Annotated in this window: 26 protein-coding genes and 1 pseudogene; 6 read left to right on the top strand and 21 right to left on the bottom strand. The window is 64.7% G+C overall.

All coding sequences use genetic code 11. The annotated features are described in order from the left end of the window. Positions 1-35: 35 nt before the first annotated feature. Positions 36-1,517 carry a bifunctional 3-(3-hydroxy-phenyl)propionate/3-hydroxycinnamic acid hydroxylase MhpA gene (mhpA, locus tag M9978_RS13030; protein ID WP_254293869.1) on the top strand — a complete coding sequence of 494 codons (1,482 nt, stop codon included), beginning with the start codon at positions 36-38 and terminating at the stop codon, positions 1,515-1,517. Positions 1,518-1,535: 18 nt separating this feature from the next. On the opposite strand, the gene M9978_RS13025 is transcribed toward mhpA, so the two are convergent. After that, on the bottom strand, positions 1,536-2,666 hold the full coding sequence (locus M9978_RS13025; protein ID WP_254293867.1) for an alpha/beta fold hydrolase: 1,131 nt from the start codon (positions 2,664-2,666) through the stop codon (positions 1,536-1,538). A 9-nt stretch (positions 2,667-2,675) separates the two neighbouring features. Here M9978_RS13025 and M9978_RS13020 point away from each other — a divergent pair, with 9 nt between their 5' ends. From M9978_RS13020 to M9978_RS13010, 3 genes are all read left to right on the top strand, one after another. After that, positions 2,676-3,026, top strand: coding sequence for a MarR family winged helix-turn-helix transcriptional regulator (locus M9978_RS13020; protein ID WP_254293865.1), 351 nt, complete (start codon positions 2,676-2,678; stop codon positions 3,024-3,026). A 119-nt stretch (positions 3,027-3,145) separates the two neighbouring features. Beyond that, entirely contained in the window at positions 3,146-4,750 is a 1,605-nt protein-coding gene (locus M9978_RS13015) for an FAD-dependent monooxygenase (protein ID WP_254293864.1), read from the top strand. Positions 4,751-5,214: 464 nt separating this feature from the next. Beyond that, the gene (locus M9978_RS13010) at positions 5,215-5,544 is read left to right on the top strand and encodes a transglutaminase-like domain-containing protein (RefSeq protein WP_367305087.1); all 330 of its coding nucleotides are present in this window, start codon (positions 5,215-5,217) and stop codon (positions 5,542-5,544) included. Positions 5,545-6,280: 736 nt separating this feature from the next. Here the strand turns inward: M9978_RS13010 and M9978_RS13005 are convergent. After that, positions 6,281-6,592 (bottom strand): annotated as a pseudogene (locus M9978_RS13005) (TrbC family F-type conjugative pilus assembly protein); the annotation flags it as partial. A 134-nt stretch (positions 6,593-6,726) separates the two neighbouring features. On the opposite strand from M9978_RS13005, the gene dinB reads away from it, so the two are divergent. Then, positions 6,727-7,806 carry a DNA polymerase IV gene (gene dinB / locus M9978_RS13000; RefSeq protein WP_254293862.1) on the top strand — a complete coding sequence of 360 codons (1,080 nt, stop codon included), beginning with the start codon at positions 6,727-6,729 and terminating at the stop codon, positions 7,804-7,806. 112 nt (positions 7,807-7,918) lie between these two features. On the opposite strand, the gene M9978_RS12995 is transcribed toward dinB, so the two are convergent. The 19 genes from M9978_RS12995 to M9978_RS12905 form a co-directional block, all read right to left on the bottom strand. Beyond that, on the bottom strand, positions 7,919-8,842 hold the full coding sequence (locus tag M9978_RS12995; protein ID WP_254293860.1) for a nucleotidyl transferase AbiEii/AbiGii toxin family protein: 924 nt from the start codon (positions 8,840-8,842) through the stop codon (positions 7,919-7,921). Further along, a complete protein-coding gene (locus M9978_RS12990) occupies positions 8,835-9,605 on the bottom strand; it encodes a type IV toxin-antitoxin system AbiEi family antitoxin (RefSeq protein WP_254293857.1) in 771 nt (256 codons plus the stop codon). The genes M9978_RS12995 and M9978_RS12990 overlap by 8 nt, the downstream gene beginning before the upstream one ends. 186 nt (positions 9,606-9,791) lie before the next feature. Beyond that, the gene (locus tag M9978_RS12985) at positions 9,792-10,397 is read right to left on the bottom strand and encodes a S26 family signal peptidase (protein ID WP_254293855.1); all 606 of its coding nucleotides are present in this window, start codon (positions 10,395-10,397) and stop codon (positions 9,792-9,794) included. Beyond that, positions 10,369-11,220, bottom strand: a complete 852-nt coding sequence (locus tag M9978_RS12980; RefSeq protein ID WP_254293854.1) for a type-F conjugative transfer system pilin assembly protein TrbC — start codon at positions 11,218-11,220, stop codon at positions 10,369-10,371. Before M9978_RS12980 ends, M9978_RS12985 begins: the two co-directional genes overlap by 29 nt. Further along, complete coding sequence (gene traN, locus M9978_RS12975; RefSeq protein WP_367305086.1) at positions 11,192-12,514, bottom strand: conjugal transfer protein TraN; 1,323 nt, start codon at positions 12,512-12,514, stop codon at positions 11,192-11,194. The genes M9978_RS12980 and traN overlap by 29 nt, the downstream gene beginning before the upstream one ends. Continuing rightward, positions 12,511-14,424: a hypothetical protein gene (locus M9978_RS12970; protein ID WP_254293852.1), complete on the bottom strand. Its 1,914-nt coding sequence runs from the start codon at positions 14,422-14,424 to the stop codon at positions 12,511-12,513. Before M9978_RS12970 ends, traN begins: the two co-directional genes overlap by 4 nt. Positions 14,425-14,615: 191 nt before the next feature. Next, positions 14,616-15,632 carry a TraU family protein gene (locus tag M9978_RS12965; protein WP_254293850.1) on the bottom strand — a complete coding sequence of 339 codons (1,017 nt, stop codon included), beginning with the start codon at positions 15,630-15,632 and terminating at the stop codon, positions 14,616-14,618. Further along, on the bottom strand, positions 15,629-16,333 hold the full coding sequence (locus tag M9978_RS12960; protein ID WP_254293848.1) for a conjugal transfer protein TraW: 705 nt from the start codon (positions 16,331-16,333) through the stop codon (positions 15,629-15,631). The genes M9978_RS12965 and M9978_RS12960 overlap by 4 nt, the downstream gene beginning before the upstream one ends. Further along, a complete protein-coding gene (locus tag M9978_RS12955) occupies positions 16,323-16,550 on the bottom strand; it encodes a hypothetical protein (RefSeq protein ID WP_254293845.1) in 228 nt (75 codons plus the stop codon). Before M9978_RS12955 ends, M9978_RS12960 begins: the two co-directional genes overlap by 11 nt. Continuing rightward, positions 16,547-16,885, bottom strand: a complete 339-nt coding sequence (locus tag M9978_RS12950) for a hypothetical protein (RefSeq protein WP_254293843.1) — start codon at positions 16,883-16,885, stop codon at positions 16,547-16,549. The genes M9978_RS12955 and M9978_RS12950 overlap by 4 nt, the downstream gene beginning before the upstream one ends. Further along, positions 16,882-19,395: a TraC family protein gene (locus M9978_RS12945; protein WP_254293841.1), complete on the bottom strand. Its 2,514-nt coding sequence runs from the start codon at positions 19,393-19,395 to the stop codon at positions 16,882-16,884. Before M9978_RS12945 ends, M9978_RS12950 begins: the two co-directional genes overlap by 4 nt. Continuing rightward, positions 19,392-20,030, bottom strand: coding sequence for a TraV family lipoprotein (locus M9978_RS12940; protein ID WP_254293839.1), 639 nt, complete (start codon positions 20,028-20,030; stop codon positions 19,392-19,394). Before M9978_RS12940 ends, M9978_RS12945 begins: the two co-directional genes overlap by 4 nt. Then, a complete protein-coding gene (locus M9978_RS12935; RefSeq protein WP_254293837.1) occupies positions 20,030-21,283 on the bottom strand; it encodes a TraB/VirB10 family protein in 1,254 nt (417 codons plus the stop codon). The genes M9978_RS12940 and M9978_RS12935 overlap by 1 nt, the downstream gene beginning before the upstream one ends. 41 nt (positions 21,284-21,324) lie before the next feature. After that, a complete protein-coding gene (locus M9978_RS12930) occupies positions 21,325-22,092 on the bottom strand; it encodes a type-F conjugative transfer system secretin TraK (protein ID WP_254293835.1) in 768 nt (255 codons plus the stop codon). After that, entirely contained in the window at positions 22,076-22,708 is a 633-nt protein-coding gene (locus tag M9978_RS12925) for a TraE/TraK family type IV conjugative transfer system protein (RefSeq protein ID WP_254293833.1), read from the bottom strand. Before M9978_RS12925 ends, M9978_RS12930 begins: the two co-directional genes overlap by 17 nt. A gap of 9 nt (positions 22,709-22,717) precedes the next feature. Continuing rightward, entirely contained in the window at positions 22,718-22,984 is a 267-nt protein-coding gene (locus M9978_RS12920; protein WP_254293831.1) for a type IV conjugative transfer system protein TraL, read from the bottom strand. A gap of 79 nt (positions 22,985-23,063) precedes the next feature. Then, a complete protein-coding gene (locus tag M9978_RS12915; protein WP_436977192.1) occupies positions 23,064-23,336 on the bottom strand; it encodes a hypothetical protein in 273 nt (90 codons plus the stop codon). Positions 23,337-23,590: 254 nt separating this feature from the next. Beyond that, complete coding sequence (locus M9978_RS12910) at positions 23,591-24,364, bottom strand: DsbC family protein (protein WP_254293827.1); 774 nt, start codon at positions 24,362-24,364, stop codon at positions 23,591-23,593. Continuing rightward, positions 24,348-24,656, bottom strand: coding sequence for a hypothetical protein (locus tag M9978_RS12905; RefSeq protein WP_254293825.1), 309 nt, complete (start codon positions 24,654-24,656; stop codon positions 24,348-24,350). Before M9978_RS12905 ends, M9978_RS12910 begins: the two co-directional genes overlap by 17 nt. Positions 24,657-24,971: 315 nt before the next feature. Here M9978_RS12905 and M9978_RS12900 point away from each other — a divergent pair, with 315 nt between their 5' ends. Further along, positions 24,972-25,397, top strand: coding sequence for a hypothetical protein (locus M9978_RS12900; RefSeq protein WP_254293823.1), 426 nt, complete (start codon positions 24,972-24,974; stop codon positions 25,395-25,397). Positions 25,398-25,436 lie beyond the last annotated feature (39 nt).

Here is a 25,436-nt window from a genome sequence, read left to right as displayed (position 1 = left end):
CGTCGTGCAGCACATTCAGATAGCCAGGAACATCAATGACCACTGACTTTGACGTCTGCATCGTGGGATGGGGACCGGTCGGCGCGACGCTCGGCATTCTGCTTGCCCAGCAAGGGCTGTCGGTCTGCATCTTCGAGCGCGAGAACGGCATTTATCCCTATCCCAGAGCGACACATTTCGACGGCGAGGCAATGCGGCTGTTCCAGACGCTGGGGCTGGCCGACGAGATCCTGGAGGATCTGCGCGTTCATGTCGGGATCCGCTTTCTCGACGCCGACCAGAATCTGCTGCTGCACTGGCCACGACCGCAGACAATGGGGTCGCAGGCCTGGTTCGACAGCTATCGCTTTCACCAGCCGACGCTGGAAGCTGTCCTGCGCCGGCATTTCGCCAGCTTCGCGAATTGCCGGGCGATGGAAGGCGTCAATGTCTTCGCGCTCGACGAGCAGGCGGACGGGGTTATCGTCCGGTATGAGGAGGCAGCCAGCTTCGCGCTGGCAGCGGTGCGGTGCAAATATGTCGTGGGATCAGATGGCGCACGATCCACCGTCCGGCGCCTGATGGGATCGCCGGTCGAGGAATTGCAACGGCGAGAGCAATGGCTGGTCGTCGACCTGGTCTGCAATGGGCCGGTGGACTTGCCTGACGGCACCGTCCAGCTGTGTGACCCGGCCCGCCCGACCACCTTCGCCAAATGCACGGGCGACCGACGGCGCTGGGAGTTCATGGTGATGCCGGGAGACGATCCCGCCACCATGGCTGGCCCGGAAACCGTATGGAAGCTGCTGGCGCCATGGCTCCGGCCCGATCAGGCCGAGATCGAGCGCTCGGTCGTCTATACTTTCTACGCCCTGCTCGCCGACGGCTGGCGGCGCGGGCGGATGCTGGTGGCGGGCGACGCCGCCCATCTCATGCCGCCTTTCCTGGGGCAGGGTCTATGTTCGGGCTTGCGTGACGCCGCGAATCTGGCGTGGAAGCTGGCGGCGGTGATCCGGGGCGAAGCTGCGCCTGAACTGTTGGACAGCTATGAGTCCGAACGGTCGCCGCATGTGAAGGAGTATATCGACCTGGCGGGCACCGTCGGGAGCATCATCCAGACCACGGATCCGGTTGCGGCGGCGGAACGCAATCGCGAAATGACCGCGTCGCCGCCGGTGATGAAGACGATTCAGCCGCCTTTGGGGCCGGGCCTGCATGGCAGCCGACCGGCGCCGGCCGGGATCCTGTCGGCGCAGGCGATGACGGCGGGCGGCGCGAGGCTGGACGACGCGGTCGGCTATGCGTTCGCGTTGGTTCTCGGCGCCAGACTGTCGGCGCAGCTCGGGGAGCGGCTGCACCAGCGGCTGCACGATCTCGGCATCGTCGTCGTGGTGCGTGATGACGATCCCGACTCAGCCATGCTGATCCGGCCTGACCGCTACATCCTCGGCATTGCTGGCGATGCGGCGGAGCTGGAGGTGTTGCTTTCGGAATTTTTGGTCCGCGCCCGTAGCGAAGGGCTGGTGGCGGTATCGTGAAGCGGGTGCCGCCGGCCGTCAGCCGGTCGACCGCGCATCCACCCCTTCGATGAACTCGCCGATCGCTGCCGCCAGCTCATCGGGCGCCTCCAGCGCGACATAGTGGCCGATGCCATCAAGCAGCACGGAGCGAACCTGTCCGGTGGCGACCTGTGTCATGGTGTCCGCCGTGAAACTACCGCCGCCACCGCCTATGGCGAGCACGGGCATCTGCAGCTTGTTGTGCTCGGCCAAGGTCCTAATCTCGCTCCCCTCCTGCAACATGGACTGATAGAGGCCGGCCGCGCCGCGCCAGCCATCGGAACGCGAATAGGTCCGTGCGAACTCATCAATATCGTTTTCGACGATCGCGTCCGAAACCGCGCACATCGATGGAAATGCATAGCGCCCGAGGAATTCGCGTTCACGCCCAGCGAGCAGCAGGTCCGGAATGCCAGGCGCGGCCATCACCCCGATATGCCATGCGCCGCCACGCGCCACGTCGGCGAGCGCCTCCAGCCCGAAGCCCGGCAGGCCCATTTCGATGGCGATGAAGCTGAGCACGTCCTGCGGATGCGAGGCCGCGAAGCGAAATACGCTCGACCCGCTGATGTCCTGGGCGGTGAGGTGAACGGGACCCACGCCGAGCTGCCGGACCAGCTCAAGCAGGTCGGTTGCCGAAGCCTTGCTGTCATAGCTGCGCGGCTGGTTATCGGAGTCGCCAAAGCCGCGCAGATCCACCGCAATGACCCGGTGCCGTGCCGCGAGCAGCGGGATGAGCTTGTGGAACGTCCACCAGCTTTCGGGAAAGCCGTGGACCAGCAGGATCGGCGATCCGGTGCTGCCAGCCGAGACATAGTGGAGGCGCGTTCCATTGACCATGGCCTGGTGATGCGTGAGCCCCGCAAGTGTAAGACCGGGATGTCGTGCTTTCATCATCTTCGCTCCAATGACAACTAGGTTGTCGATGTGGTTAGACAGCCTGGTTGTCTGTGTCCACGCATTTTCGGCAATGCGGTTGTCTTTGCTGCCCGCGCTTCGTATCGGTCGGCAATGTCCAGATCCGGCGCCGACCTCGCATTGCTGTTGCTGGGCGGCTTCCGCTCGCTGGCGGATGCCGCGACGCATGAGCTGGCGGCGCGGGGTTTCGAGGATTTCCGTCCTGCTCATGAGTTCGCCATGCGCGCGATCGCCGCGGGCGCCGGCAATGCGTCCGAGCTCGGACGCCGCCTCTCGGTCACCAAGCAGGCTGCGGCCAAGACGATCGCCTTGCTGGAACAACGCGGCTATATCGCGCGCGAAGCGCAACCCGGCGCCCTTCGCACGCGATTGCGGATCACGGCGCACGGCGTCGAGCTGCTGCGGCAGGGCGAAGCGATATTCGAGGATCTGCGCCAGCGGTGGGAGAAGCGGATCGGATCTGCCGACTTGGAGAAGCTCGAGGCGTTGCTGACCATATTGGTCGGGCCATCGCCGATCCAACTCGATGCGCCCGGCAGGTTTGCGACGGAGCCGGGCGAGCCGGGCTAGGGTAAGGTGCGATACCCTGCGGGATGACTGCGCGCTCGATCTGTCATCCCCTTTTCCCGTGTCTGTGACGGTACAACGGTACGCCAAAGTGGGAGAAGGCACGTGCAGGTTCGGACTCTATGAGCGATCCGCAGGTCATCATCGTCGGCGCGGGCCCGGCCGGTCTGGCGCTCGCGATCGAGCTGGGTATGCGTGCCGTGCCGTGCCTAGTGGTCGAGAAGAACGATCGCAGCGGAGTCGCCCCGCGCGCGAAGAACGCGAATATCAGGACGCGCGAGCATCTGCGGCGCTGGGGAATTGCCGAACGCCTGGCGGAAGCGGCGCCGTTCGGGATCGATCATCCCTCCAATATCCTGTTCGTGACGCGGCTGGGCGGACATTTGATCACGCGGTTCGAGCATGCTTTCGGGGGCAACCCGCAACGTGACCAGCGCTATTCCGAACACGCGCAGTGGATCCCCCAATATAAGCTTGAGGCGGTTCTGCTCGAACATGCGCGGAGCTTGCCGTCAGTGCGCGTCGAATTCGGCCAGGAGCTTGTCGGGCTCACGCAGGACGGGCAACAGGTCACCGCCCAAATCCGCGACGTGAAATCGGGCGAAGAACGCCCGGTCGTCGCGCTATATCTCGTCGGCGCGGATGGCGGCCGCAGCACCGTGCGCCAGCAGATCGGCATCAAGATGACTGGCGTGCACGGCCTGTCGCGCAACAACATGACGATCTTCGAAGCTCCCGGTCTTGCCGAGGCACAGCCGCACGGCCCGACCATTCAGGTGTGGCAGTGCAACCAGGAGATGCCGAGCTTCATTGGCCCGATGGACGTTGGCGACCGCTGGTTTTTCGTACCAACGGGAATCGCGTCGGAGACCGAGTACACGGAGGACGAGTTGGTCGAGATGATCCGCCGGTCGACCGGACTGGATTTGCCCTATCGGATCCTGAGCTCGGAAATCTGGATCGCCAGCCGCTTGCTGGCCGACCGCTATTCGAAAGGGCGCGTGTTTCTGACCGGCGACGCATGCCACCTCCATCCACCCTTCGGCGGCTTCGGTATGAATATGGGCATCGCCGACTCGGTCGACCTCGGATGGAAGCTTGCGGCCGTCCTGAAGGGATGGAGCCCGCCTACGCTTCTCGACACATATGAGATCGAGCGCCGACCGATTCACGACTATGTGATGGACGAGGCTGAATCCAATCACAGCCTGGCGCCCAATCAGCTCGCGCGCGACGGGATCGAGGAAAACACCCCACGAGGTGAAGAAATTCGCAGGCAGGTCGCCGAGTTGATCTGGCAGACCAAGCGGCCCGAATTCTTCAGCCTCGGTGTGGTGCTGGGGTATCGCTACATGAATTCGCCGATCATTCGAGATGAGGTGCCGGGTGTTCCCTGGGTGAAATCGATTGATTATTTACCGTCGGCTCTGCCCGGAAGCCTAGCACCGCATTACTGGTTGGATGACGGTAGCTCACTCTACGACCATTTCGGGTCGGGATTCACGATGCTGTTGTTTGAACCTAGCGCGAAGCCAGGCGCCGATGCAGCTCGGGCGCAGGCTAAGCGGCTAGGAGTTCCACTTGATGTTTTCCAAGTTTCGGAAAGTACCGTTGCATCGTTGTACGAGGCTCCATTGACGCTCATCCGTCCCGATCAGCATGTCGCATGGCGCGGAACAACCGTCCCCGACGATCTCATTGCCGTGGTCAGCGGGCATCGAATTTGAAATGGGAAGTTACCCCCCATCCCCCGGCGAGGGGTGAAGCCGGCTCATGAAGACTTTGTAATGGATGGTTCTCCACTCGACTGGACGATGCTGTTCAGGCCGGACCGGTTTTCGATGACACGGGGGGCGAGACCGAGGCGTCGCTGGACGGCGTAGTGCGCTGCATTTGGCGCGTCCCACTGATACGTCGCCCGCTCGCCTGCGGACGCTGATAACTTTGCTCATGACTCCGAAAGTGGGCTCCACGCTTTCCTGAACGATTAGGGTTGGATAGCCCTGATCGATCGACCCGACTGCTCTATGTATCGCACCGCGGTAGGTTCGCAGTCATTCTCGGCGATTATCACGCACTGGGGCAGGACCTGTTCCGCTTTGGCGTGCGGTCCAAACAACAGGTATGGAGAGTATGGTCAACCGCCGCCAGTCGATAAGCCAATCTTCCCGGTGAGACGATCCAGTATCTAATGGGGTCGCGCTACTGCCGATCAGACTCGTTCCAGACCTTTGTCGATAGCGAGTTCGCCGGCGTGGACGTTGGCCAGCGCGTGATCGCCATTCGCGGCTGGATCGAGTGCTATTTGAGCTACGTGCCGGGCATCAGCAATAGCGAGACGACGGCGCTTGAAACGTTCGTCAAGCGGCTGAGAATTTGCCGCGACTATGCCCATGTCCTCATCGCGCTCGCGCGCGCTTCTGCGATCACGGCGCGCATCGCGAGCGTCTATGCACTCGGCGTCGAACCGCAGGACTTGCACGCCGCGCCGAGGTGTTGCTCGGCGGCGAATGGCATCTGAACGATGCGATGGGGATGGCCGAGGAGGCGTCGATGGCGAAGATCGGCGTTGGCCGGGACGCGGCCGACAACGCCTTTCTCACCGCCTACGGCAATGCGCATCTCAACGCGCAAACTGTTAGCGTCGAGCGGGTCTGATCGGGGAAAGGGCTCCGCACCGCTAGAGCAGCTTCCGCATTCTGCGCATGTGATTAATTCGCACAAGACCGACATAGCGGCTGTCGAATCCGCGCGGGTGCGGTGAGCCTACAAAGGCCAGCCCTGTCGGGATTACCCCCTGCCAGCGAGAATGCTGGAGCGGGAGCCCCTTTGGGCCAAGAGGTAAGCTGACGCCGATTAGTTCCCCATTGCAGTAGAAGCGCCCCTCGCTTGGGAGCGCTGTTGACCGCGACGAGCGCTCGACGATCGAGAGCCGATCACCCGGCATGCACAGCGCATATTTGTAGCGCTCACCGGTTTTGCGCCGATAGCAGGATGGGAAAGCGTGAACTGGACGAGATCGCCCTTTCGGATCCGTCCGGCAGCCCGCCGCACTACCCAGGCGTCGATCGAGGGGCTCATCACCAAAGTGAGGTGCGGTAGGGTCACCGATGCAACTAGGCAGATCGGCAAGCTCACCGCGAACGCGATCACCATGCGCAGCGGCCGCGCGGGCCTGTCTCCGGTCGGTGCGCCCAGCGCGGTCGCGGCCTGTCGGAGCAAACTCTGCGAAATTGCGTAGCATCTGCCAGGAGAGATTAAGCGCCGCGCAGAAAAGCCTGAACATCACGAACCTCGGTTGCGCCCCCGATGCGGCGATATTCTTCGATAAGGCCCGATAGCGCGGCATCGCCATAGACGATGTGGTTCGCGCGCGGACTGTCTTCCTCGCGCTCGCAATAGGGCTGGGTGGGATCGCCGGGCACCATCGCGAGCGCCGGCACCCGCGCTACCCCATGCTGTCGGAAGATGCGGGGATCGACGATAAGCTGGACGTCCCGCATCGCACAGGCTGGACCCTCGCAACCGGGATCCAGGCGCAGGATCTGTGCACTGAGCTTGGCCATGGGACCAGCGAGCGCTTGCTCGATACGGTCCGGCTCGAACGGCCGATCGTATCGGCTGGCTGATTGTTCACGCCGCTGCGTTGGAACTGACCAGCTGCCGAGTTCCCATTTTGTTCGAGCTTTGATATCGCGGACGCGTGAGCGATACGCCCGTCCGGAAAATCATCCATATCGACATGGATGCGTTCTTCGCCTCCGTCGAGCAGCGCGATGATCCCGGGCTTCGCGGCAAGCCCGTCGCCGTGGGCTATGCCGGGCCGCGTGGCGTCGTCGCGGCGGCGAGCTACGAGGCGCGCGCCTTCGGGGTGCGCTCGGCGCTGCCCTCGGTTACGGCCATGCGGCGATGCGCGGAGCTCATCTTCGTCCCGCCCAGATTCGAGGTGTACCGGGCGGTTTCCGCGCAGATCCATGCAATCTTCGCCGACTATACCGAGCTCATTCAGCCGCTCTCCCTCGACGAAGCCTATCTCGATGTGACCGCAAATCGGCGCGGGATCGATACTGCCTGGGCGACGGCCAAGGAAATCAGGGCGCGAATATTCGAAGAGACAGGTCTCACGGCCTCGGCCGGCATCTCCTACAACAAGTTCCTCGCCAAGCTCGCTTCAGACCATCGCAAACCCAACGGCCAGTTCGCGGTGACGCCGGACATGGGCGAAGCCTGGGTGGAGGGCCTTCCCGTTGCGAAGTTCCATGGGGTGGGGCCGGTGACGGCGGACAAGATGAAACGCCTCGGGATCGAGACCGGCGCGGACCTGAAGGCGAAGCCGCGCCAGTTTCTGGCGGCCAATTTCGGGAGCTCGGCCGACTGGTATTACGGCATTGCGCGCGGGATCGACGAGCGGCCGGTCGATCCCAACAGGGAGCGCAAGTCCTCAGGCTCCGAGACCACGTTCGATCGCGATTTGACAGAGCCGGCCGAGATCGAAGCGGGCGTGCTGCGCATGGCCGATGATGTCGCCGCGTGGTGCGAAAGCCGTAGCATGTTCGGGCGAACCGTCACAGTCAAAGCCAAGTTCGCCGATTTTCGCCAGGTGACGAGAAGCCGGACCAGGACGCAGCCGTGGCGCGAGGCCGATCAGCTACGCCGGGCCAGCGTGGACCTCATCCGATCGCTCTATCCATTGACCAAGGGTATCCGCTTGGTGGGTGTCATCGTCTCGAACTTCGAGCGTGAGGTCGATATCTCTATGCCTCTGCTCGAACTGGAGAGGTGAAACGGCTGATTTGAATGAATTAGCTGAGCGGAAGACGCCGACGTGAATCAGATTATCCCACAATTCCAGGAATTGAAGGAATGTGGGATAATCGAGCGCGACAATCTTGGGATTAGACAGTCAGGACATTGTCGAGCACTTGGAGCATCGCTTGATGCCGATCCGGGCTGGTCTTGCGAAATTTCCGGATGTTGAACAGCTTGAACCGCGGGGCGGGAAGCTCTGAGAGGGCGGCAACCGGAAAGAGGCTCCAGTCCGGTTCTCCGGCTTCAAATGAATGTAGAAAGTTCCGATCTGCCGGCGTGAGCGCGGCGTGCAGCCAGGCAACGAGTCGCTCGAGCGTTTCCTTATGATCGCGGTAAGTGAAGGGTTCGAACGGCATACCCTCGAACTGTGATTTGAACGTGTCCGACTGGTCCTTGCGCGACGGTACCACCAGTTCGGCAATTGGTCGGCCATGGCTCACGAAAGCGGCGATGGCACCCATCCGCACCTCATCTGTCAGCCCCTCCTGATCGAGCAGACGCTTGACGTCGAACAGATCGCGTGGGTGCTGGCGGTCAAGCGCAGCGCAGATCTTGCCGCCGAACAGCTCACCATGCGACACACAACGCGCTTCGACGAATGCCTCGAACTGATCCTGGACGCGCTTTGAGCAGGCCAGCTCGCGCGTCGGAAACAGATGTCCGCGCAGGGACGGGTTGACCTCGATTTTCACATGCGTACGCGCTCGTTGACAGTTGAGCTTCACCTCCATGCCTTCGCGCCCTTGGCGAGTTTGGACGACGTGGGTTGGTGCAAGTCGCCGCTCGATTTCTGCCCCGATCCGCGCCAGCGCATCGCCGATTGCTTCGAGCGATTCCTGGCGATCATGGTTGGGTAGGTAGGTGAGATCGATATCCACCGAGAGGCGGGGCAGATCCCATTCGAACAGATTAATGGCGGTCCCGCCCTTTAGGGCAAATACAGGCTCGGCCATGACGAGTGGCAGGATGTCGAGGAGCAGACGAACCTGTTCGCGATACGGGTCAGCCATGGCCGACCAGTTCGCGTGGAAGCGTCAGCTGGTATTTTGCGACATAGCGCCCGTTGGGCACAAGGCTGCGGTCCCCTGCGCCGAGGTCGATCCGAGCCAGATCGAGATGCCGGACCACCGGCAAATTCGCTCGTTCAGCGAGGTAGAGAAACAGTCGGCGCACCTTTATCGAGGCGCACTGCTCCAACAGTTCCTGCATGAGTGCCGGACGTATCGACGTCATGCTCTCGATGAGCATGCTCGCCTCGACAAGATCGAACTCTTTGGGCGCGAGATGCAGAAGCTCCAGTGCTGACCGTTCGACCGAAGCGGCCTTGAGGGCGAAGCCTTGGGGCGTGTCCAGTTGGGTAACGCCCAGGTCGGGGGGAAGCAGTTTGGTTTGAACGTGCCTCACCTGGTCGGCCCAGTTATTCCTGAACCATAAAGGAAGGACAACATTGAGCGGGGAAAAGAGATAGGCTTTGCCTGGAGCGAAGCGGACATAGTGGCGGTTTCCAGTCATCTCGAGTGCGGTCAGGGCGCCGACATGGACTGGGAGATTCAGCTGCGTCTGGAGACTGTGCAAGGCGCCTTGCCATGTCACGGTCTCCATCGGTCGCTTGAAGGCACCCTTGCCGAGCGAGACGAGCCAGCGCGATGTGGTGTAGTTCTGCAGGTCTTGCGAACTTATGCCGAGCCGCTTGAGCCAGGGATTGGTCGCAACACTGTTCGGTTCCCAGGCGTCAAGGAGCGTCTTTAATTTATCTGCTCTAGCTGAACTCATGGTGTGCTTGTGACATATTTTTAGATGTCGCTCAAGTAAGAATCTTCAAAAAAAATCCATGAAACAAACTTTGAGTATATAATACGCATATAATTCGATGTCAAAAATGATCACGTCACCGCAAAGGCAGCGCTTCCCGAGGTGGAATTAGACAGAGGGAGATGCCGTAAACCGAGGACTGGTCCCTCAAATCACCCGCCGCATCCGGCGCAGTCCAGCGATCGGAACGAGGCCGATGTAGCGGCTGTCAAATCCACGCGCGTGCCGGGAGCCGACATAGACATGGCCAGCTGGAATGATGCCCTGCCAGCGAGAACGCTCGAGCGGGAGGCCCTTCGGACCGAGCCGCACGCTCACGCCGAGCAACATGCCATTGCAGTAAAAATGCCCCTCGCTTGGCAGCACTATCGAGTGTGGCGGTCCCTCGATGATCGAGAGACGGTCACCCGGCATGCACAGCGCATATTTCGTGGCGCTCACTGGTTTGGCGCCGATGGCGGGATGCGAAAGCGTAAATTGTACGAGATCGCCTTTGCGGATCGGTCCGGGAGCCGGGCGAACGATCCAGGCGTCGATCGAGGGGCTCATCACCAGGGTGAGGTGCGATAGGGTCAGCGATGCGGCGAAGCAGATCGGCAAGATTGCCAATAGCGCGATCAGCATTCGCTGCGGCCGCGCGGGCTGGTCTCCGGTGGCCGCCCCCAGCGCGGTCGCGGCCAATCGAGGCAGCTGCGCGATCTGCCGCAGCAGCTGCCAGACGAGATTAAGCGCCGCCCAGCAAAGCCTGAACATCGCGAACCTCGGCGCCGCCGCCTATGCGGCGATATTCTTCGGCCAGGCCCGACAGCGCGGCATCGCCATAGACGATGTGATTGGCGCGAGGGCTCTCGTCATCGCGTTCGCAATAGGGCTGGGTGGGGTCAACCGGTACCATGGCGAGCGCCGGCACGCGTGCCACGCCATGCTGCCGGAATATCAGGGGATCGACGATCAGCTGAACGTCGCGCATCGCGCATGAAGGGCCTTCGCAACCGGGATCGATGCGAAGGATCTGGGCGCTGAGCCTGGCCATCGGGCCGGCGCGCTTGAGACCACCCGGCATGCCGCGAAATGCCAGCACCCCGCGCACCCGTTCGAGTTGCGCGGCATAAGCGCGCAGGACGGGGAGCGGCATCGAGGATGAGACGAACAGGACCGGCACCCAGCTCGAGGGCGGCGGCGCGGCGGCTTTCGCAACCGCCTCGACTTCGCCCGGCTGGAGGCCAAGGGCCGCGCGCAGGCGCTTGGCCATCAACTCACGCTGCGCTGCCATCGCGGCTTCCCCAGCCGCTCGTGCCGCTTTGGCGCGCTGCTCGATCTCAGGTGAGCTCGGGTGTCTGCGCAGTCCCTCGAATGCGCGTTGGCGCGTCTTGGCGTCCGCGGGTGCCGGCAATTTAGGATCCCGCGTCTGCTGACGTTCCCGCGTCTTGCCGATCGCGTCCTGGACGCGCTTCATCGCCGGGGCGCCTTCGCGTTCGATCCGGCTTTTCGCGCTGTCCTGGGCAAGCGCGGCGGTTGCCGCGAGCGCCAGCGCGATGGCGAGCGCGCTACTCGCCGATGGCGTTGAGATAGGCATCGATCTTGTCCTTCATATCGACCTGGATTTGACCCTGCGCGCGCGCCTCGATGTCCGAATAATATTCCGACAGGTCCATCTTGCCGAAGTCGAGCGCCTGGAATTCCTCGGGCGTGAAGCCGCGGCAGATCGGCTGTTTGGGCGCGCCCCAGCCGACCCCGTTGAACGATTTGAGCTGCGGCCGGCCCTGTTCCTGGAGGATGCGGCCGAGCTTGGTGTTGAAGCAGCAATGGCCGCGCGCCTTCTGGAGGCAGATGCCGAGGAAGCTCGAGGTGCAGTAGCTGCCGACCTCGTGGCACATGCCCGAGCTGCGCAGCATCGCGGTTTCCATGTCCTGTTGGTCGCAACCGGTGAACAGGAATTCGACGATGAAGTTGATGGCGAGGCTGATCGCGATCGAGGTTGGATCGAACCCGATGATCAGTGCATTGGCTCCAGCGCTCGCCGCCTGACTTGCCGTGGCGCCGGCCTTGAACGCGGCGAACGCCGCGCTCATGCCGTTGAACACGCCCTTGGCGACCGCAATCTTGGTGCCGATCGAGCTCAGCTGCGAGCCCATGCCGTCCTTGATGATCTTGCCCTTGTCGCGGCAACAGCTCGCAAAGGTGGCGCGGAGGCCGGGCGGGCGGCAGCGCATCGCGCGTCCGCTGAAGATCTCGATGCGTCCCGGGCAATTGCCCTCGGCGTCCATGCCGCCATCGGGCGCCGTGCCGGGATCATCGATCGGCGGCACTTCCTCGATCGGCGTGACTGCGGGGTCGGCGCAGAGATTGGGCGAGCAGCTGGGGACGCTGCCGCCCGCCACCACTGCGCAGGCATGCTGCGGACCGAGCGGACAGCCATATTGCCCCTGCGCGTCGGCAACGCAGGCGACCTGCTGCAATGGGCACTGCCAGCCTGCGGCTGTCGTGCGCAGGCAAGCCGCGATCTCGCTGGCATCCGCCGCGTCGCCATTGCCGTTGAGATCGGCAGCACAAATCTGACTACCCGCGCCGGGGTCCGGCAACGGATCGGGATTTGGGTCGGGGCCGGGACTTGGATCGGGACCAGGGACTGTCGGAGGCTCTGGCTCGGGTTGAGGTGCCGGGTCAGGGTCCGGATCAGGCAATGTAGGCAGCACCGGCTCGCCGGGGCCGATCGGCTCAATCTCCTGGGGCAGGCGCGGATCGGCCTGGCCCGTGGTGGCCGCTGCTGCTGTTGCAGCGGTCGCGACCTGCGTCATTACCAGGAACGCCATCATCGCGAGCAGGATCAGCGCGACCCGAGCAGGGGTGAACCAATGCCGCGCGTTCATTGCGGGGCCGCCGTGCAAACGAGGTCGGCGCCGGCGAGGCGGACGGTCTGCATCATCACCACTGCCTCGGGAAAATCGTCGAGGCAGCCGCAGGCCGAGACCAGCTCTTCACCCGGCCCGATCGGACAGACAGTCTCGGCGCCGCAGCTATGGTAGAAGATGTCGAAAGAAGTAGGGTCGTTCTGCTGGCTGCCGGTCACGCCCTGCGGCGCTGCCGCAGCGTTGATCTTGGGCGCTCGGGTCTTGCAGATCGGCTCGCAGGCCGGGACGGGGCCTCGCTGCGGGAGCGCGAACGGTCGGGTGGTCTCCGCCGAGCCGCCATCGGCTGTGCGCACGCGATCGGCGAGCGACGTCTCGGTCGAGCGATCGAGGATATAGGCGCCGCGGCTCAAATCCGGCGCGGGGAGCGCCGTGCTGTCGATCTCGCAGCGATAGGTACGATCGCGCTGGAAGAAGTCGCGGCTGACCTCGACCGGGCAGGCCGAGGTGCCGAACTGGCGCGACTGCGGCAGCGGGACGAGCCCGGTCTTCACGCCGTTGCGGAAGGTCTGCACGCCATCGACCGACTCGCTATCGATCCGGCACTTGGCGTCGCCGGCGAGGCTCGCGCAGCGATCGACCAGCTGCTCGCTGACCTTGCAGCTGTCGTCCAGCTCAAGGCGCAACCGCGCCATTGCCTCACCGCCATCGGCGACCGCGACGCGCAGCCAGATCCCGTGATCGCCCCTGGTCAGCCAGGGTTTGAGGTCGAGGTTCGGCGCGGCGTGGAACGCGCCGCTGCGCTCGCACTTGCCGGGCGGCAGGCCTTCGGAGGACCAGGGCGCGGGGCCGGAAGTGACGAGCTGCCCGTCGATGCGGATTTGCGCCCAGTCATCGGCATAATAGTCAATCAGCTTTGCTGCGGTGATGCGCTCGGGCTGGTCGACGCGCAGCGTCATCCGGAAATCGAACAGACTGCAATTTCCGCCGCGCAGCGTGTTGTCGCCGGGCGAGCCCATCAGAAATTCGACCGCCTTGTCGAACCGGCTCGTGGCATAGCCGCCCGCGACGCGCTGGACGATCTCGTCGATCGAGGCGCCTTCGACCTCGATGCGTCGCTCGATCACGCAATGACGAAGCTGCTGCGCCTTTCCGAGCCCCGCCGGCGATCCCGCGAGCGACTGAAATACCGAGTTGGTGGCGGATGCGCTCTGCGCGTCGGCGGCAATCGCGGTCGGGTTGGCGCGGTAGCTGGCCTGCGGCAGCGAGGGACTGGAAGTGCAAGCGGTCGCCTGCGCGCCGACATAGCGGATCAGCGGCCCCTCGATCATCGCTTGCGCGACGCCGATGCGGGGGTCGGCGGTGGTAAGCGCGCCGATCATGCCGCCGCCAATATCGCGCAGCACGCCGGGGAGATTGCCCCAAGCGAGATTCGCGCCGCAGCTGTTGTTGAGGCAGTAGCAGCCGGCAAGCTCTGTCATGGCGACCTCGGCGAGCTTGAGATTGCGGGCGGGATCGACCTCCCAGCGATGATAGCGGCAGCCCGTCCAGGTGCCGGCTTGGCAGGAAATCACGCCGTTGGCGCATAGGCCCGAGACCGCCACCGGCAGGGTCGATCGATGGTCGATCGTGCCGTCGAGATCGGTGTCGCGCGCGATCTGGACCAGCCCGAGATCGCCGGTGCCAGAGGGCTGGACGAGGATTTCGAGCAGGCTCGCGGTCTTCTGGCACGCAAGACTCGGGCTGAAGCTGCGCTTGCTATCCACCGTCGTGATGGGCTGGCCGGCAAGCCCCGGCGTCACATAGTTGCGCTGCAGGGCTTCGCTGTCGCCGGACTTGGCTCGCGCCGCTGCCGCAGCCGCGCGGGCGCGTTCCTCGACACCCTGCGCGCTCGCGGTCGCGCTGCAGAAGAAGACCAGCGCGACCGCCACGGTACAGGCCTGGGAGAGGAATCTGTACCGCCGGAGGAGGGGTGCGGCCGCGCTGGCCAGGGGTGGAGCGGCGCCGTGGGGGCTGTACGGCGCCGCTCCCGCCTCGTGCGCGCGCCGGCGGCCGTCCAGGCCTTGGCGGGCAGACCGTACGATACCGGCCGCGCTCACGGGACGTTGGGGAAGCGATCCGCTCATGGCACCGGAAGTCCGGCGCAGCAGATCACCTTTTCGAAGAGCATGAACTGGGCGTTGTCCTCGCCCGGGGCGTGCTTGCCGCTGGTCCACAGCGCGCCCGGCCGCCCGATATTGACGCATTTGCCGGCTTGCACCGGTTCCATCAGCTGGACCTTGTAGCGCGACTTGGTCCAGATCGGGCTCGGCACGAACGAGCAGCCATCGGACGAACTGATCGTGAGCGCGCCCAGGCGTCCCATCATGAAGGTTCCCCGCGCGGCAAGTCCCGCCCAAGCCTCGACGCTGTCGCCGAAATGGATGTCGCCGGCGATCGGATAGGTCGCGCCCCAGCTCCCCATGCACCAGAAGAGCGGGTCGATGACCTTGCCCGCCGCCGCTGCCGCGCTGTCGGCCATGCAGGCAAGCCCGGCGGCCGGATTGCCGAACAGGATCGCCTCGGGCTGGATGATCGCGCCCAATGTCGCCGACTGCCAGGTCGGCAGCACCTCGGTGATCAATGCGACGTCGAACCCGTCATTTTGGAGGCAGGGCAGGTCGGTGAACATGTCGAGCATCGCCCAGACCGGTGAGATATAATAATGCAATTGTGCGAACATCTTGCGGGTGTTCGTTCCATCCGAGATTGAGGATTGGCTGCCCTGCAGCTTGCCGCCGGTCGCCATGAGATCGACGCCCAAAGCCATCATGCAGCCGGGTTCGGTCACCACGTCGATCATGCGGTTGGGCGACCAATAGGAGACCTTGACCCCGAACCAGACTTCGAGGCCCTTGCGGCAGGCGCAGAGCGGCTTGGACGCCGATTGCGCGTCGAGCGCCTTGTCGAGCTTGTCGTGCGTGCCGATCCGCACGCCGCCAATCGTGATCGGGAAGATGCAGTTCCAGCGAACCTTGGTGATCGGATTGAAGATCGTGCCCGCCTTGCATTTCGAGGCCTGCGCCTCGCCCGGGAACGCGAGCGGCGCGGCGATGCAGGCGGCGAGCGCTGCCAGAATGAAGCGGATGCGCCGGGTCATTTGAGCCCTTCCTGGCGTGCGAGGGGGACAGGGCGGACACCGCGCGTGCGCGGGCCGACCTCGGTCAGGACGAGCCGAGGTCCGGCCTGGGTGACGATGACCGGCGCGACGGTGAGGCCGAGCCGTTCCTTGACCCGCTCCTCGAGCAGATAGATGGCGCGGCCGGTGCGCTCGGTGAGTTCGATCGCGTCGCCTGCGGTGACGATCAGGAAGTCGGTAGGGCGGGCAGCTTTGAGCGCCCAGTTCAGGTCGCGCGGATGGACGATCACCAGCCGCTGGGGCAGCTTTAGATAGGTGAGCGGATTGAAGCTGTAGCCCTTGGGATAGAGCATCCGGCCGTCGGGCAGCTTGATGTCGAACTCGAGCGTGTGGAACGGGATGACCGTCCGGGTGCGGTCGGTTGGTGCGACGCCAAGCGATGCCGCGCGCAGCGCCGACCATTTCGAGCGCGGGCCAAACTGCTTCATCATGTCCCTGGGAAGCGTCGCCACCCTGGCCTCGATCTCGGCCATCGCGTCGGGCTCGGCGATCGGCCAGGTGCGTCCAATCGTCGACGACGCCGCGCGGCTCGTGGCGTTCGGTGACGCGGGCGTTTTCGCGTCAGCGCCGGTGAGCGCGATCAGCGCGGCTCCAGCGAGCATGACGGCGACGGTCACGCCCTGGCCGATCGCCACCCAGCGCGCCATGGGATCAGCGGTCATCGCGGCCTCCCTGATCCTGCGGTGAAGGAAGGCCGACCAGCGCGATCATGAAGCACGCGGCGGAGACGAAGGTCACCGGCCAGATCACCCAGCGCAGGTCGAGCGCACGATCGAGATGGAGCATGATCAGATAGAGCTCGAGGAAGAGCAGCACATAGCTGCCGATCACCAGCCGCAGCGCAGCCGGAGACGGCTCGGGCGAAGCCAGGCCGTTCATGGTCGTTTTCCTTTGCGAAGCCGCGCGAGCAATTGGGCGGCGGAGGCGGAGAGGCCGATGGTCAGGGTGCCCGCGGCGAAACAGGCGCCGCCGGCGAGGATCGATGCGCGCAGCGCAGTCGCACCCGACTGACCGGCCGCGAAGGCGAGGGCGGCGACGAGGCACGCGATGACCAGCGTCTCGATGGTCACGATCTGCAGCCGCCAGCGCAGCGCATCGGCCTCGCAGCGCTGGGCAACCCGCGTCTCGATCAGCGCCTCGAGATCGGCCTCGCGCTCTAAGCTGAGTGGGAGCTGGTCGGGATGGATGAGGGATTTCTGGCGCATGGCGGTCACCCTCCGATCGCGGGCAGGCGGGGTTGGGCCGCGCCGAACAGGGTGACGGGATCGACCCCGGCGAGGCGGCAGACTGCTTCGAGCGGTGACAGGCCCTGGCGGATCAGCGCGTCGAACGCGGCCACCTCCTCGGGCGCCGAGGTGTTGATCCAGTAGGAGAAGGGATCGACCACCAGCCGGGCGATGCCCAGGCCAAGCGGGGAGTCGATGAACACCTCGCTGTAATTGGGCTTTGAGTTTCGGACCGACTTCAGGAGGTCGAGGACGAACCCCGAATAGTCGAGGATCTTGTTTTCGACCGCCTTGTCATAGGTCGAGCCCTGCAGGAGAAAGCGCGTCGCCGCGTTCTCGAGGATCACTTGCCCCGTGCCGCCGAACAGCTGGAGATCGTTCATCGACTGGAGGACGATGCCGAAAGAGCCGCGATATTTGCGGGCGCGGCGATAGCCCTGGCCGAACGCCTCGGCCAGCCGCGAAAGATCCTGGCCCTCGGTTCGCGTCATGAACTGCGCGGCCTCGTCGCACAGCACGAAGCGCGGGCGGTCGCGGGCGGAGAGGTAGAGCTCCTGTGTGACCGCGTTGACCACGACCATCACGATCACGTTGAACAGGTCCGGCAGGGATTTGAGGCGTTCGAGCTCGAGCACGACGAACTCGTCGTTGCGGATGTCGAAGGTCGAAGGGCCGTTGAAATAATGGCCATAGGCGCCATCGGACCCGAAATCGCGCAGGTTGAAGGCGAGTTCGCGCGCCATCGGAATGAGATGATCGACCCGGTCGAGATCGCTGTGCGTCTGGGCGGGATAGGTGCCGAGCCATTCGCGCACCGCATCGACGCCGCGATCGGCGCGGCCGCTGTCGATCGCCCATTGCACCGCGGACTTGAGCAGGTTCCACTCCGAGGTGGTGACGCCTTTGCGGGTCGACGCGTTCGCCATCTCGGCGACGATCGCCACCGCCATGGTGATCGCCGATTGCTTGTCGTCACCGTCGAGCGCGAGCCCCATGTCGAAGGGGTTGAGGACCATTTGCTCGTCGCCGATGTCGATATAGCGGCCCGAGCAGAGCGTGCAGAGCTTGCGGTAGCTCCCGCCGATATCGATGATGCGGATGAGCGCCGAGCAGGCGTAATATTGCTGGCAGAGATTATTGAGCAGGAAGCTCTTGCCCGCGCCGCTCTCGGCCGAGACGATGAAGTTGTAATTGTTGATGCGCGGATCGAACAGGTCGAGCGTGACCAGCTGACCCTTGCGTCCGGTATAGAGCAGCGCCGGGCGGCCGCCGCCGCGAAAGTCGGTCTGGATCGGCGACATCAGCACCGCGGCTTTGACCGGCATGCGGAAGTCCCGCTCGAGCATGCGCAGTGTCGTGCGGTCGGGATAGAGGCCGAACGGCAGGCTCATCACCAGCAAGGTCGGGTTGAGATAGCTCTCCTCCTGCATCGAGAAGGGCAAAGGCTCGCTTTCCCACAGCCGCTTGGCGCGGGCGGCCAGCTCGCGGGCATGATGCCGGTCGCGGCCGAACACCCAGAGGCACGGGATCACGCGCACGAATTTGGAGTTGCCGGCCTCGTCGAGGATCCAGCCAATCTCCTCGATCTGCTTGCCGACCTCGACCGCGAATGATCCCGCCGCCTTTTGCGCCGAGAGGATCTGCGCGCGCTTGTGGATCTCGAACTGCGAGTGATCGAACAGGATGTTGAGCGTGTAGAGGAACGGGCCGCCGATCTGGTCGCTGTCCTCGGCGCTTCCGCGCATCCCGCCGAGCAGCCGGTTCGCGCGCTCGGCCGTGATCCGGCGCGCCGGGGCCTTGGGCGTCAGGCAGCGCGCGACCTGGTTGCCGAGGAACACCTCGGGCCCTTCGAAGGCGAGGTCGGGACCCGCATCGATGATCTGCTTGGCGATGGGCGGCGCGCCCATCGTCGCGCCATCGGCGAACACGCCGGGCGCGGCTTCGCTGATGCCGTTGAAGATGCGCCGGTAGAAGGCGATCATCTCCTCTGGGGCGAGGCGCCGGATGCCGAGCTTGGCGAGCTGCTCCTCGACCTGGCGGCGTAGATCCTCGTCGAGCCGGCGCCGCGTCTTGATCGAGAGGAAGGTACGGAAGTTTCGCACCGGGATGTCGTGCAGCGCTTTCAGGCCATGGCGCCCACCGCTCAGATACGCGCGCGTCTGCCTTGCTGAAGCCTGGATCAGCGGATCGTCGCGGGTTTTGAGGTCAAGGAACTGGTCGAGCGTCTCGTCGATCAGCGGATCGGCGAAAGTATGGAGCTGGAGCACCGTCCCGTCGGGGAAATGGATGTTGAGCAGGCCCTGGAGCGCGCCCTGGACGTGCGCGAACATATAGGCGGTGGGGATGATCTCCCAGCCATGACCCCAGCAATCGTCGACGCACAGAAAGGCCTCGGCTTCCTCGTCCCACGCGATCAGCGGCAGGAATTCCGAAAAGCTGTCGCGGCGCACATTGTTGCGCAGCTTCGAGTAGCTGAGCGAGGATGCGCGCGCGCTCATGGACGCGGCTCCTGCGCCGGCGCGGCCGGACGCTCGGCATCGTCGGCTGGCGATTCCTGCATCTGGCCGAGCATTGGCGTCTGCGCCGCGCGCGAGGGCGAGGATATGAGCGCGCCGCCGATCACCCAGGCGGGCTTGTCGAGGATCGAATAAATGTAGCGCGGCATGTAGAGCCGGTCAGGCCGCTGTCGGTCGGCATAAGGCAGGATCAGCGTGCGCACCGTCCGCGCGGGCTTGAGCATCGGGGTGACCGGTGCTTCCAGCAGGCCCTTCATCTCGGCATAGACGCTGTCGCGATAGCTGCCATAGGCCGATGGGACGGGCTTGCCACGCTGGGGCTTCAGCTCAGCAGCGCCCTGCGCCTTCAGAATCGAGCGGTCGTTGGTGACCTTTGGATCGGACTTTGAGGCGATCCTGGCGACCGCATCGGCATAGGCCTTCTCGGGATGGATGCACTGGCCGTGATCGTCATTCTTGCAGCTGAACTTCTCGGAATAGGGCGACATCACCGAGCCGAGCGTCGCGCAGCCGGACAGCAGCAGCGTGGTGACGGCGAGCAGCGCGGCGCGGGCGCAGGCCCGGGGACGAAAGTTGCGCAAGGCATAGCTTTCTGAACTGGAGGGGCGGGGGCGCATCAGAATTTGCTCCCGACGGTCGGCTTGATCTCGAGCGCGAGACCTTCCTGGATCACCACGACCACATCCTTGGCCGCGCCGACCTCGACCACGGGTCCGGCCTGTCGGGCGAGGTCGAGATAGAATTCGGTGAGCTTGTCCGACGAGCGGGCGAAGCCGCCCGCGACCCCGGCCTTGGCGGCGTCGGCGGGATCGAGCGTACGCACCGACCCCAGCGCCGAGGTCGAGACGTTACCGATACTGCCTTCGACCGTCTGGGCGATGCCGGCGATGGTGCCGGCGATGAAGGTGCGAGCAAGCGTGGCGCCGGCGCGGGTCACGACCTTGCCCGACAGGCCCTTCTTGCCATCGGCATCGACGAAGAAGCCCTTGATCGGCTGATCGACGACCGCGCGCTCGTCGAAGTCGATGCACGAGATCGAGACGAGCTGGACCTCAACCCGCTCCTTGGCGAGGCTGCCGGTGGCGTTGCCGACCACGAAGCAGCCGGCAAGATTCGCCTTCACGTCATTCGGGAGCACGGCGGGGGCCTGCACACGCGCGATGATCGGCTCGGGATTGCTGGTCGCATCCTTGCTCGCCAGCGCGTCGATCCCGGTCAGCAGCCGCGCCTTCATGAAACCAGGTGGCAAATAGATCGTGCGCAGCTTTTTTTTTGAGCCTTCGGCACCAGCCGCCGCAGCGGGAACCGCGCTCGTTGCCGCGCCGATCGCGCCAACCTGGCGCTCGACCGGGGGCGCCGGCGGCGCTTCGGGCACCAGTGGCGGCAAGGGCGACGGATTGTCGCCGGCCGACGCCTCGGACGGCGATGGCGGAAAGGCCGGCACGTCGCCGGGCAGGGCAGGGGGCAGCGGTTCGCCGGCGGCGCCGGGTTCGCGCGGGCCTGTCGCGGGGCCGACCTTCCCTTCCTCGATCGCGGTGACGCGATCGCCGAGCAGATTCTGCCCGTCGAGGATTTTCTGCAGGTCGCCGCGCAGCTTGACCTCGAGACTGTCGCCGCGAAGGCCTGCACCCATGTCGAGCTTGGTCCCTTCTGGCAGTGGAGCCGCATCCTCGCTGTCGCTCGAGCTCGCGGTGTAGAGGCCGATGCCGAGCAGGCCGATCGCTGCGGCGACGCCAAGCTGCTTGCCGCGCAGCCTCTGGTCCGAGGTCAGGCGCCGCCATTGCGAGCGGAAGTCGAGCAACGCCGGGCGCCGTGCGGCAATTTCCGCCGCAAGCTCCGGAGTAATCTCCGGCCGCGAAAGCGTCGGCATCGGATTGGCCGTACTTTTCGGCGGGGGTTTGGCGCCGGCGGTCACAGCGCGCTGCTCCGGCGGACCACCACCAGCCGCGCGCCGTCGCCGGCTGCAAGATTGTGGCGATCGAGCGTGACCGCGAAGATGTCGGCGCCGAGCGCGCTGTCGAGAAAGCTGCGCTCGTCGAGCGTGACCGCGACCGGACTGGTCACGAGATATTCGCTGGCCGAGAGTCCGGCGCCTTCGATCGCGAGTCGGCGGCGCTCGCGGATAACGAGACCGGGCAGGTCAGGCACCGCCAGCTGGCGCTGGTTGGGCGCGACCTCGGTGAACGAGCCGGGCACCCGGTCCTGCAGCAGCGAAAGCGCGATCGAGACGGCGCGCTCTTCCTCGACCAGCGGCCCGAGCAGCGCATCGTTCGACCGCGCGCGCTGGCTGGAACCTGGAACCAGCGTCACCGTCTGCGCCGGGATATCGGCGGGCTCGGCATAGAGCGGATAGATCGCGCCGTTGCAGGCAACATAGAATTCGGCCGGCACGGAGACGAAGCTGCGGGTCTTGATCCCGGCTTCATCGACCTCGCGCACCAGGAACTTGATCCACGCGTCCGAGCCGCCGCGTTCGACCGCGATGCCCTTTTCGGCCGAGAATTTGACGTCCTCGATCTCGCCGCCGACGCACACGACATGGTTGACGTCGCGGTTGGAGAGGCGGAGGCGGCTGGTCTGATCGGGCAGCGCCGCGATCGATTGGGCGAGGGCGGGACCGGCGGCGCACAGCGCGGCCAGGCGCAAGGCAAGCCTCGAGCGCTTACCGAGGATCGGCATTGAAATTCTCCTCTTGCAGGGCGGTCAGCCAGAAGCGGCCATTGTCGATGACGTATCGAATGCGCAGCGAGCCCTGGAACTTGCGGATCACGCCGCCGATGACGCGCACTTTCTCGACCGGCACGACGATCTCGGTGCGGGTGTAGGTGACCGGCTTGTCGGTGCGGACATAGCTCGCGATTGACAGGGTCGGATTGCGCGCCAGCTCGTCGAGCAGTCCATTCAGGCTGTCGCGCAGGTCATTAAAGGCGGAAGGGTGAACCAGGCTCAGCAGCTCCTGGAACTGCTGATTGGCCGAGTAGGACGAGTAGGTGCCCGACAGGCTCACGATATTGCGCGTGATCGTGCGAAGATAGGCTTCGGACGGCTTGTTGCCCGTCACATAGAGCTCACCGCCCGCGCCGAACGGAACGATCACGGTCCGCTGGTTGAGGTTCGAGGTGTAGAGCAGCGTGCCCAGCACCGCGGTGATGCCGAACATGCCGGCAATCGCGAATTTGAGCAGCCGGTTCTCCTCGAAGAGGTTGGCCGATCCCAGCAGATAGCGGTGCAAATGCCAGCTTGGCCTTGTGTCGCCGATCAGGTCGGCAGGGGCCTTGCGTTGGAAGGGGAGCATCGCGCGGACCTATTCGTAGAAGCGGGTCTGGGTCGGACCCGGATAGTGGCGGAAGCGGAGCAGGCCCCAGCGCCAGGCGGCGTGCGGGATGAAGCCGCGCGGCTTGGTGCGCTTCCAGGGGATGAAGAGGAGAAGCGCGCCGATGAGCGCCCACCCGACCAGCCCGCCGACGATCACGGCGACGAAGATGACCGACATCACGACGATGAATTCCTGGGCGTCGAACCAGAGGATCTGGACCGGGCGGTGCAGGAATTGTGGAAGACGTTCGTCCAACGTGCTTCTCCCTTGCTTCCGAGAGGCGACCACCGCCCCCCAGCTCTCGAGCGGCCGCGCGGACGCGGCCGTCTGCCCTTCAGATGACCATCCCGAAGGTCTGGAGGATCGAGTCCGCCTTGATCAGGCAGACCGCAGCGACGATGGTCGGGATGCCGATCATGATGTTCGAGAAGAGCCGCGATACGCCGAACAGGAAGGCGGCGACGCCGCCGACAAAGCCGAGCGGGCCCTTGACCCCCTGGTTCACGACGATGTTGTAGATGTCATAGCCAAGGTCACCGACCTGGGGCTGGGCAAAGGCGTGCGCCGCGCCCGCGCCGGCGACGAGCGCCAGCATGAGCAGCAGCATATTGTCGGCGGTCCGCAGGCCGCGCAGGTGGATCCGTTTTAGCATCGATGGTCTCCTGATGAGGGGAGCCGTCCGCACACATGCCTGCCGGTTCGACATGAAATCTCGGCCGGCCGGCGGCGGTGCTGGACGGCTCCCTGTGAGGAGCGTCGCCGCCGGCATCCCGATCCTCGTTCCGCCGCGGCGGCGTGGTGCCGCGCAGGCCGGGACGAGACCCGCCAGATTGAAGTGGAGGTTGTTTGCGGTGGGGTGTCTTAGCCGGGCGGCTCGGGCTTCCGCGGCCTGGTGTCGAGAAACGCCTCGATCTCGGCCTGCTGGAACCCCGAGATCATCTTGCCGTCGAGGAACAGCGTGGGCGTGCCCGAGATGCCAAGCTTGCGCACGATCTCGGCCTGCGCCGCAACCTTGCGGGCGCCCTCGGGGCATTTGAGCAATGCCTTGGGTGTCGCGCCGGCATAGATCGCCTTGAATGCCGCCGCCGGGTCCGGTGAGCACAGAATATGCTCACCCTTGGCCGCGGCTTGCGGGTGGATGCCGCTCACGAAGAAGACGAGCCGGCGTACCTCTTTGCCTTCGGCGGCCTTTGCGCCCCAATAGCGGTCGAGCGCCTGGCAATAGGGGCAATCGGGATCGGTGAACTCGATCACCTGGCGCGCGCCGGCCGGACCGATCGCGAGCGCCTGGCTGGTGTCGATGGCGCCGAGCCGTTTGCGCGCGCTCGCATCCTGCGCCAGCGCCGTCACATTGACTCCGTTTCGGTCATACATCGCCGCGAACAGCAGATGTCCGCTCTCCGGCGCAAAATAGATTATTCTCCCGCCCGCGATCGCTTGATATATCGGCCCCTTCACAGGCGCCGGTCCGAAGTCCTCGAACTGCAGGTTCGTGAAGGTCTGGCGTAAAGCCTGCTGCGCTTCGCGCGCCGCTGCCGCGAGCGGCTCATCGGCGTTTGAAGGCGTCTGCTGCGCAAGCGCGGGAACCGTGGCCAGCAATGCGCCGGCGATGGCGATCTTACCGGCCTTCAGCATTGTCCGCCTCCGCTGCCGGCGTGCTCGCACGATCGAGGAGCGCGCGGTCGATCTTGAGACTGGCGCCCAGCGCAATCGTCACCGGGCGCGAGGCGGCAGCTTTAGGCGAAGGGAGCGTTCGAGCCTCGATGACGAACCCCTTGGCGGTCGCGACCACCCCGAGCGAGGCGTGCCGGCTGCAGGGATAGCCTTCGGCATCGGGGCGATAGGATTGCGCCTGCGCCAATGGCGCCAGGCCAAGGACACTCGGGAACAGGGCAAGACTCACTATGCACCATGACCGCGTCGGCATGACGTCATCTCCTGATCGCGCAGCCAGCGGCGCGCGGCGTGAATGGATTCCCCGGCGTTCGAACATTGTGTTCGCCCCGCTGAAGACGAACGACGAATTGCTCGGGTTCTCGAAGCGCCACAATCGTCAGGGCACTAAAGAACCGGAGTGGAAGATAGACGCGAGCAAGTTCTTTGGAGGTCGCCGAAGGTCTCGATCGATCTCGTTTGCGAACTGGGCGGTGCCTGTCGGCAGTAAAGTGCCCTTCAACCTTCTGCAGCCATATCCCCTGTGCCGCACCCCTGCGGCCTGGTCGGCTCTGGAGGAGGTGCGCCGATGACCCGCCAGTCGCGCACGTTCAAGCTGCTGCTTTCGCCAGCCGGACAGGATCTGCTGATCGAGGCGCATTGCCATATGATCAGGTGCACAAGGCAGATGCTCGCCTGGGGCACGACCTTGCAGTTGGCCGTGTTGCACCTTGAGACGGTGCCTCCAGCAAGGATCGAGGACCAGCTCGAACGGCTGCCCGCGCTGGGTCTGATGGGGGATCACCGGCATTTCGTCGGTGCGCCAAAAGGGCTGAGCGAAAGCGCCGCGGCGATCGCGAATTCGGTGTCGGTCGGGGGAGCGACCCCCACGATTTCAAGCATCTACCTGGTCGCGCTTCAGCAATTGCTCGTCGCAGACAGCGCTGATCTGCGCTCGGCGCTCGAGCGGGCGCGATGGACTACGCCGGCAAGAATTAATCCAAATCGGATGTAAGCGACGACTTTACGTCAGTGCCAATCAATTCAGGTAATA

Source organism: Sphingomonas tagetis (assembly GCF_024211275.1).
Classification (GTDB): domain Bacteria; phylum Pseudomonadota; class Alphaproteobacteria; order Sphingomonadales; family Sphingomonadaceae; genus Sphingomonas; species Sphingomonas tagetis.
The sequence above is the reverse complement of the archived record's forward strand: the minus strand, read 5'-3'. Positions and strand labels throughout refer to the sequence as shown.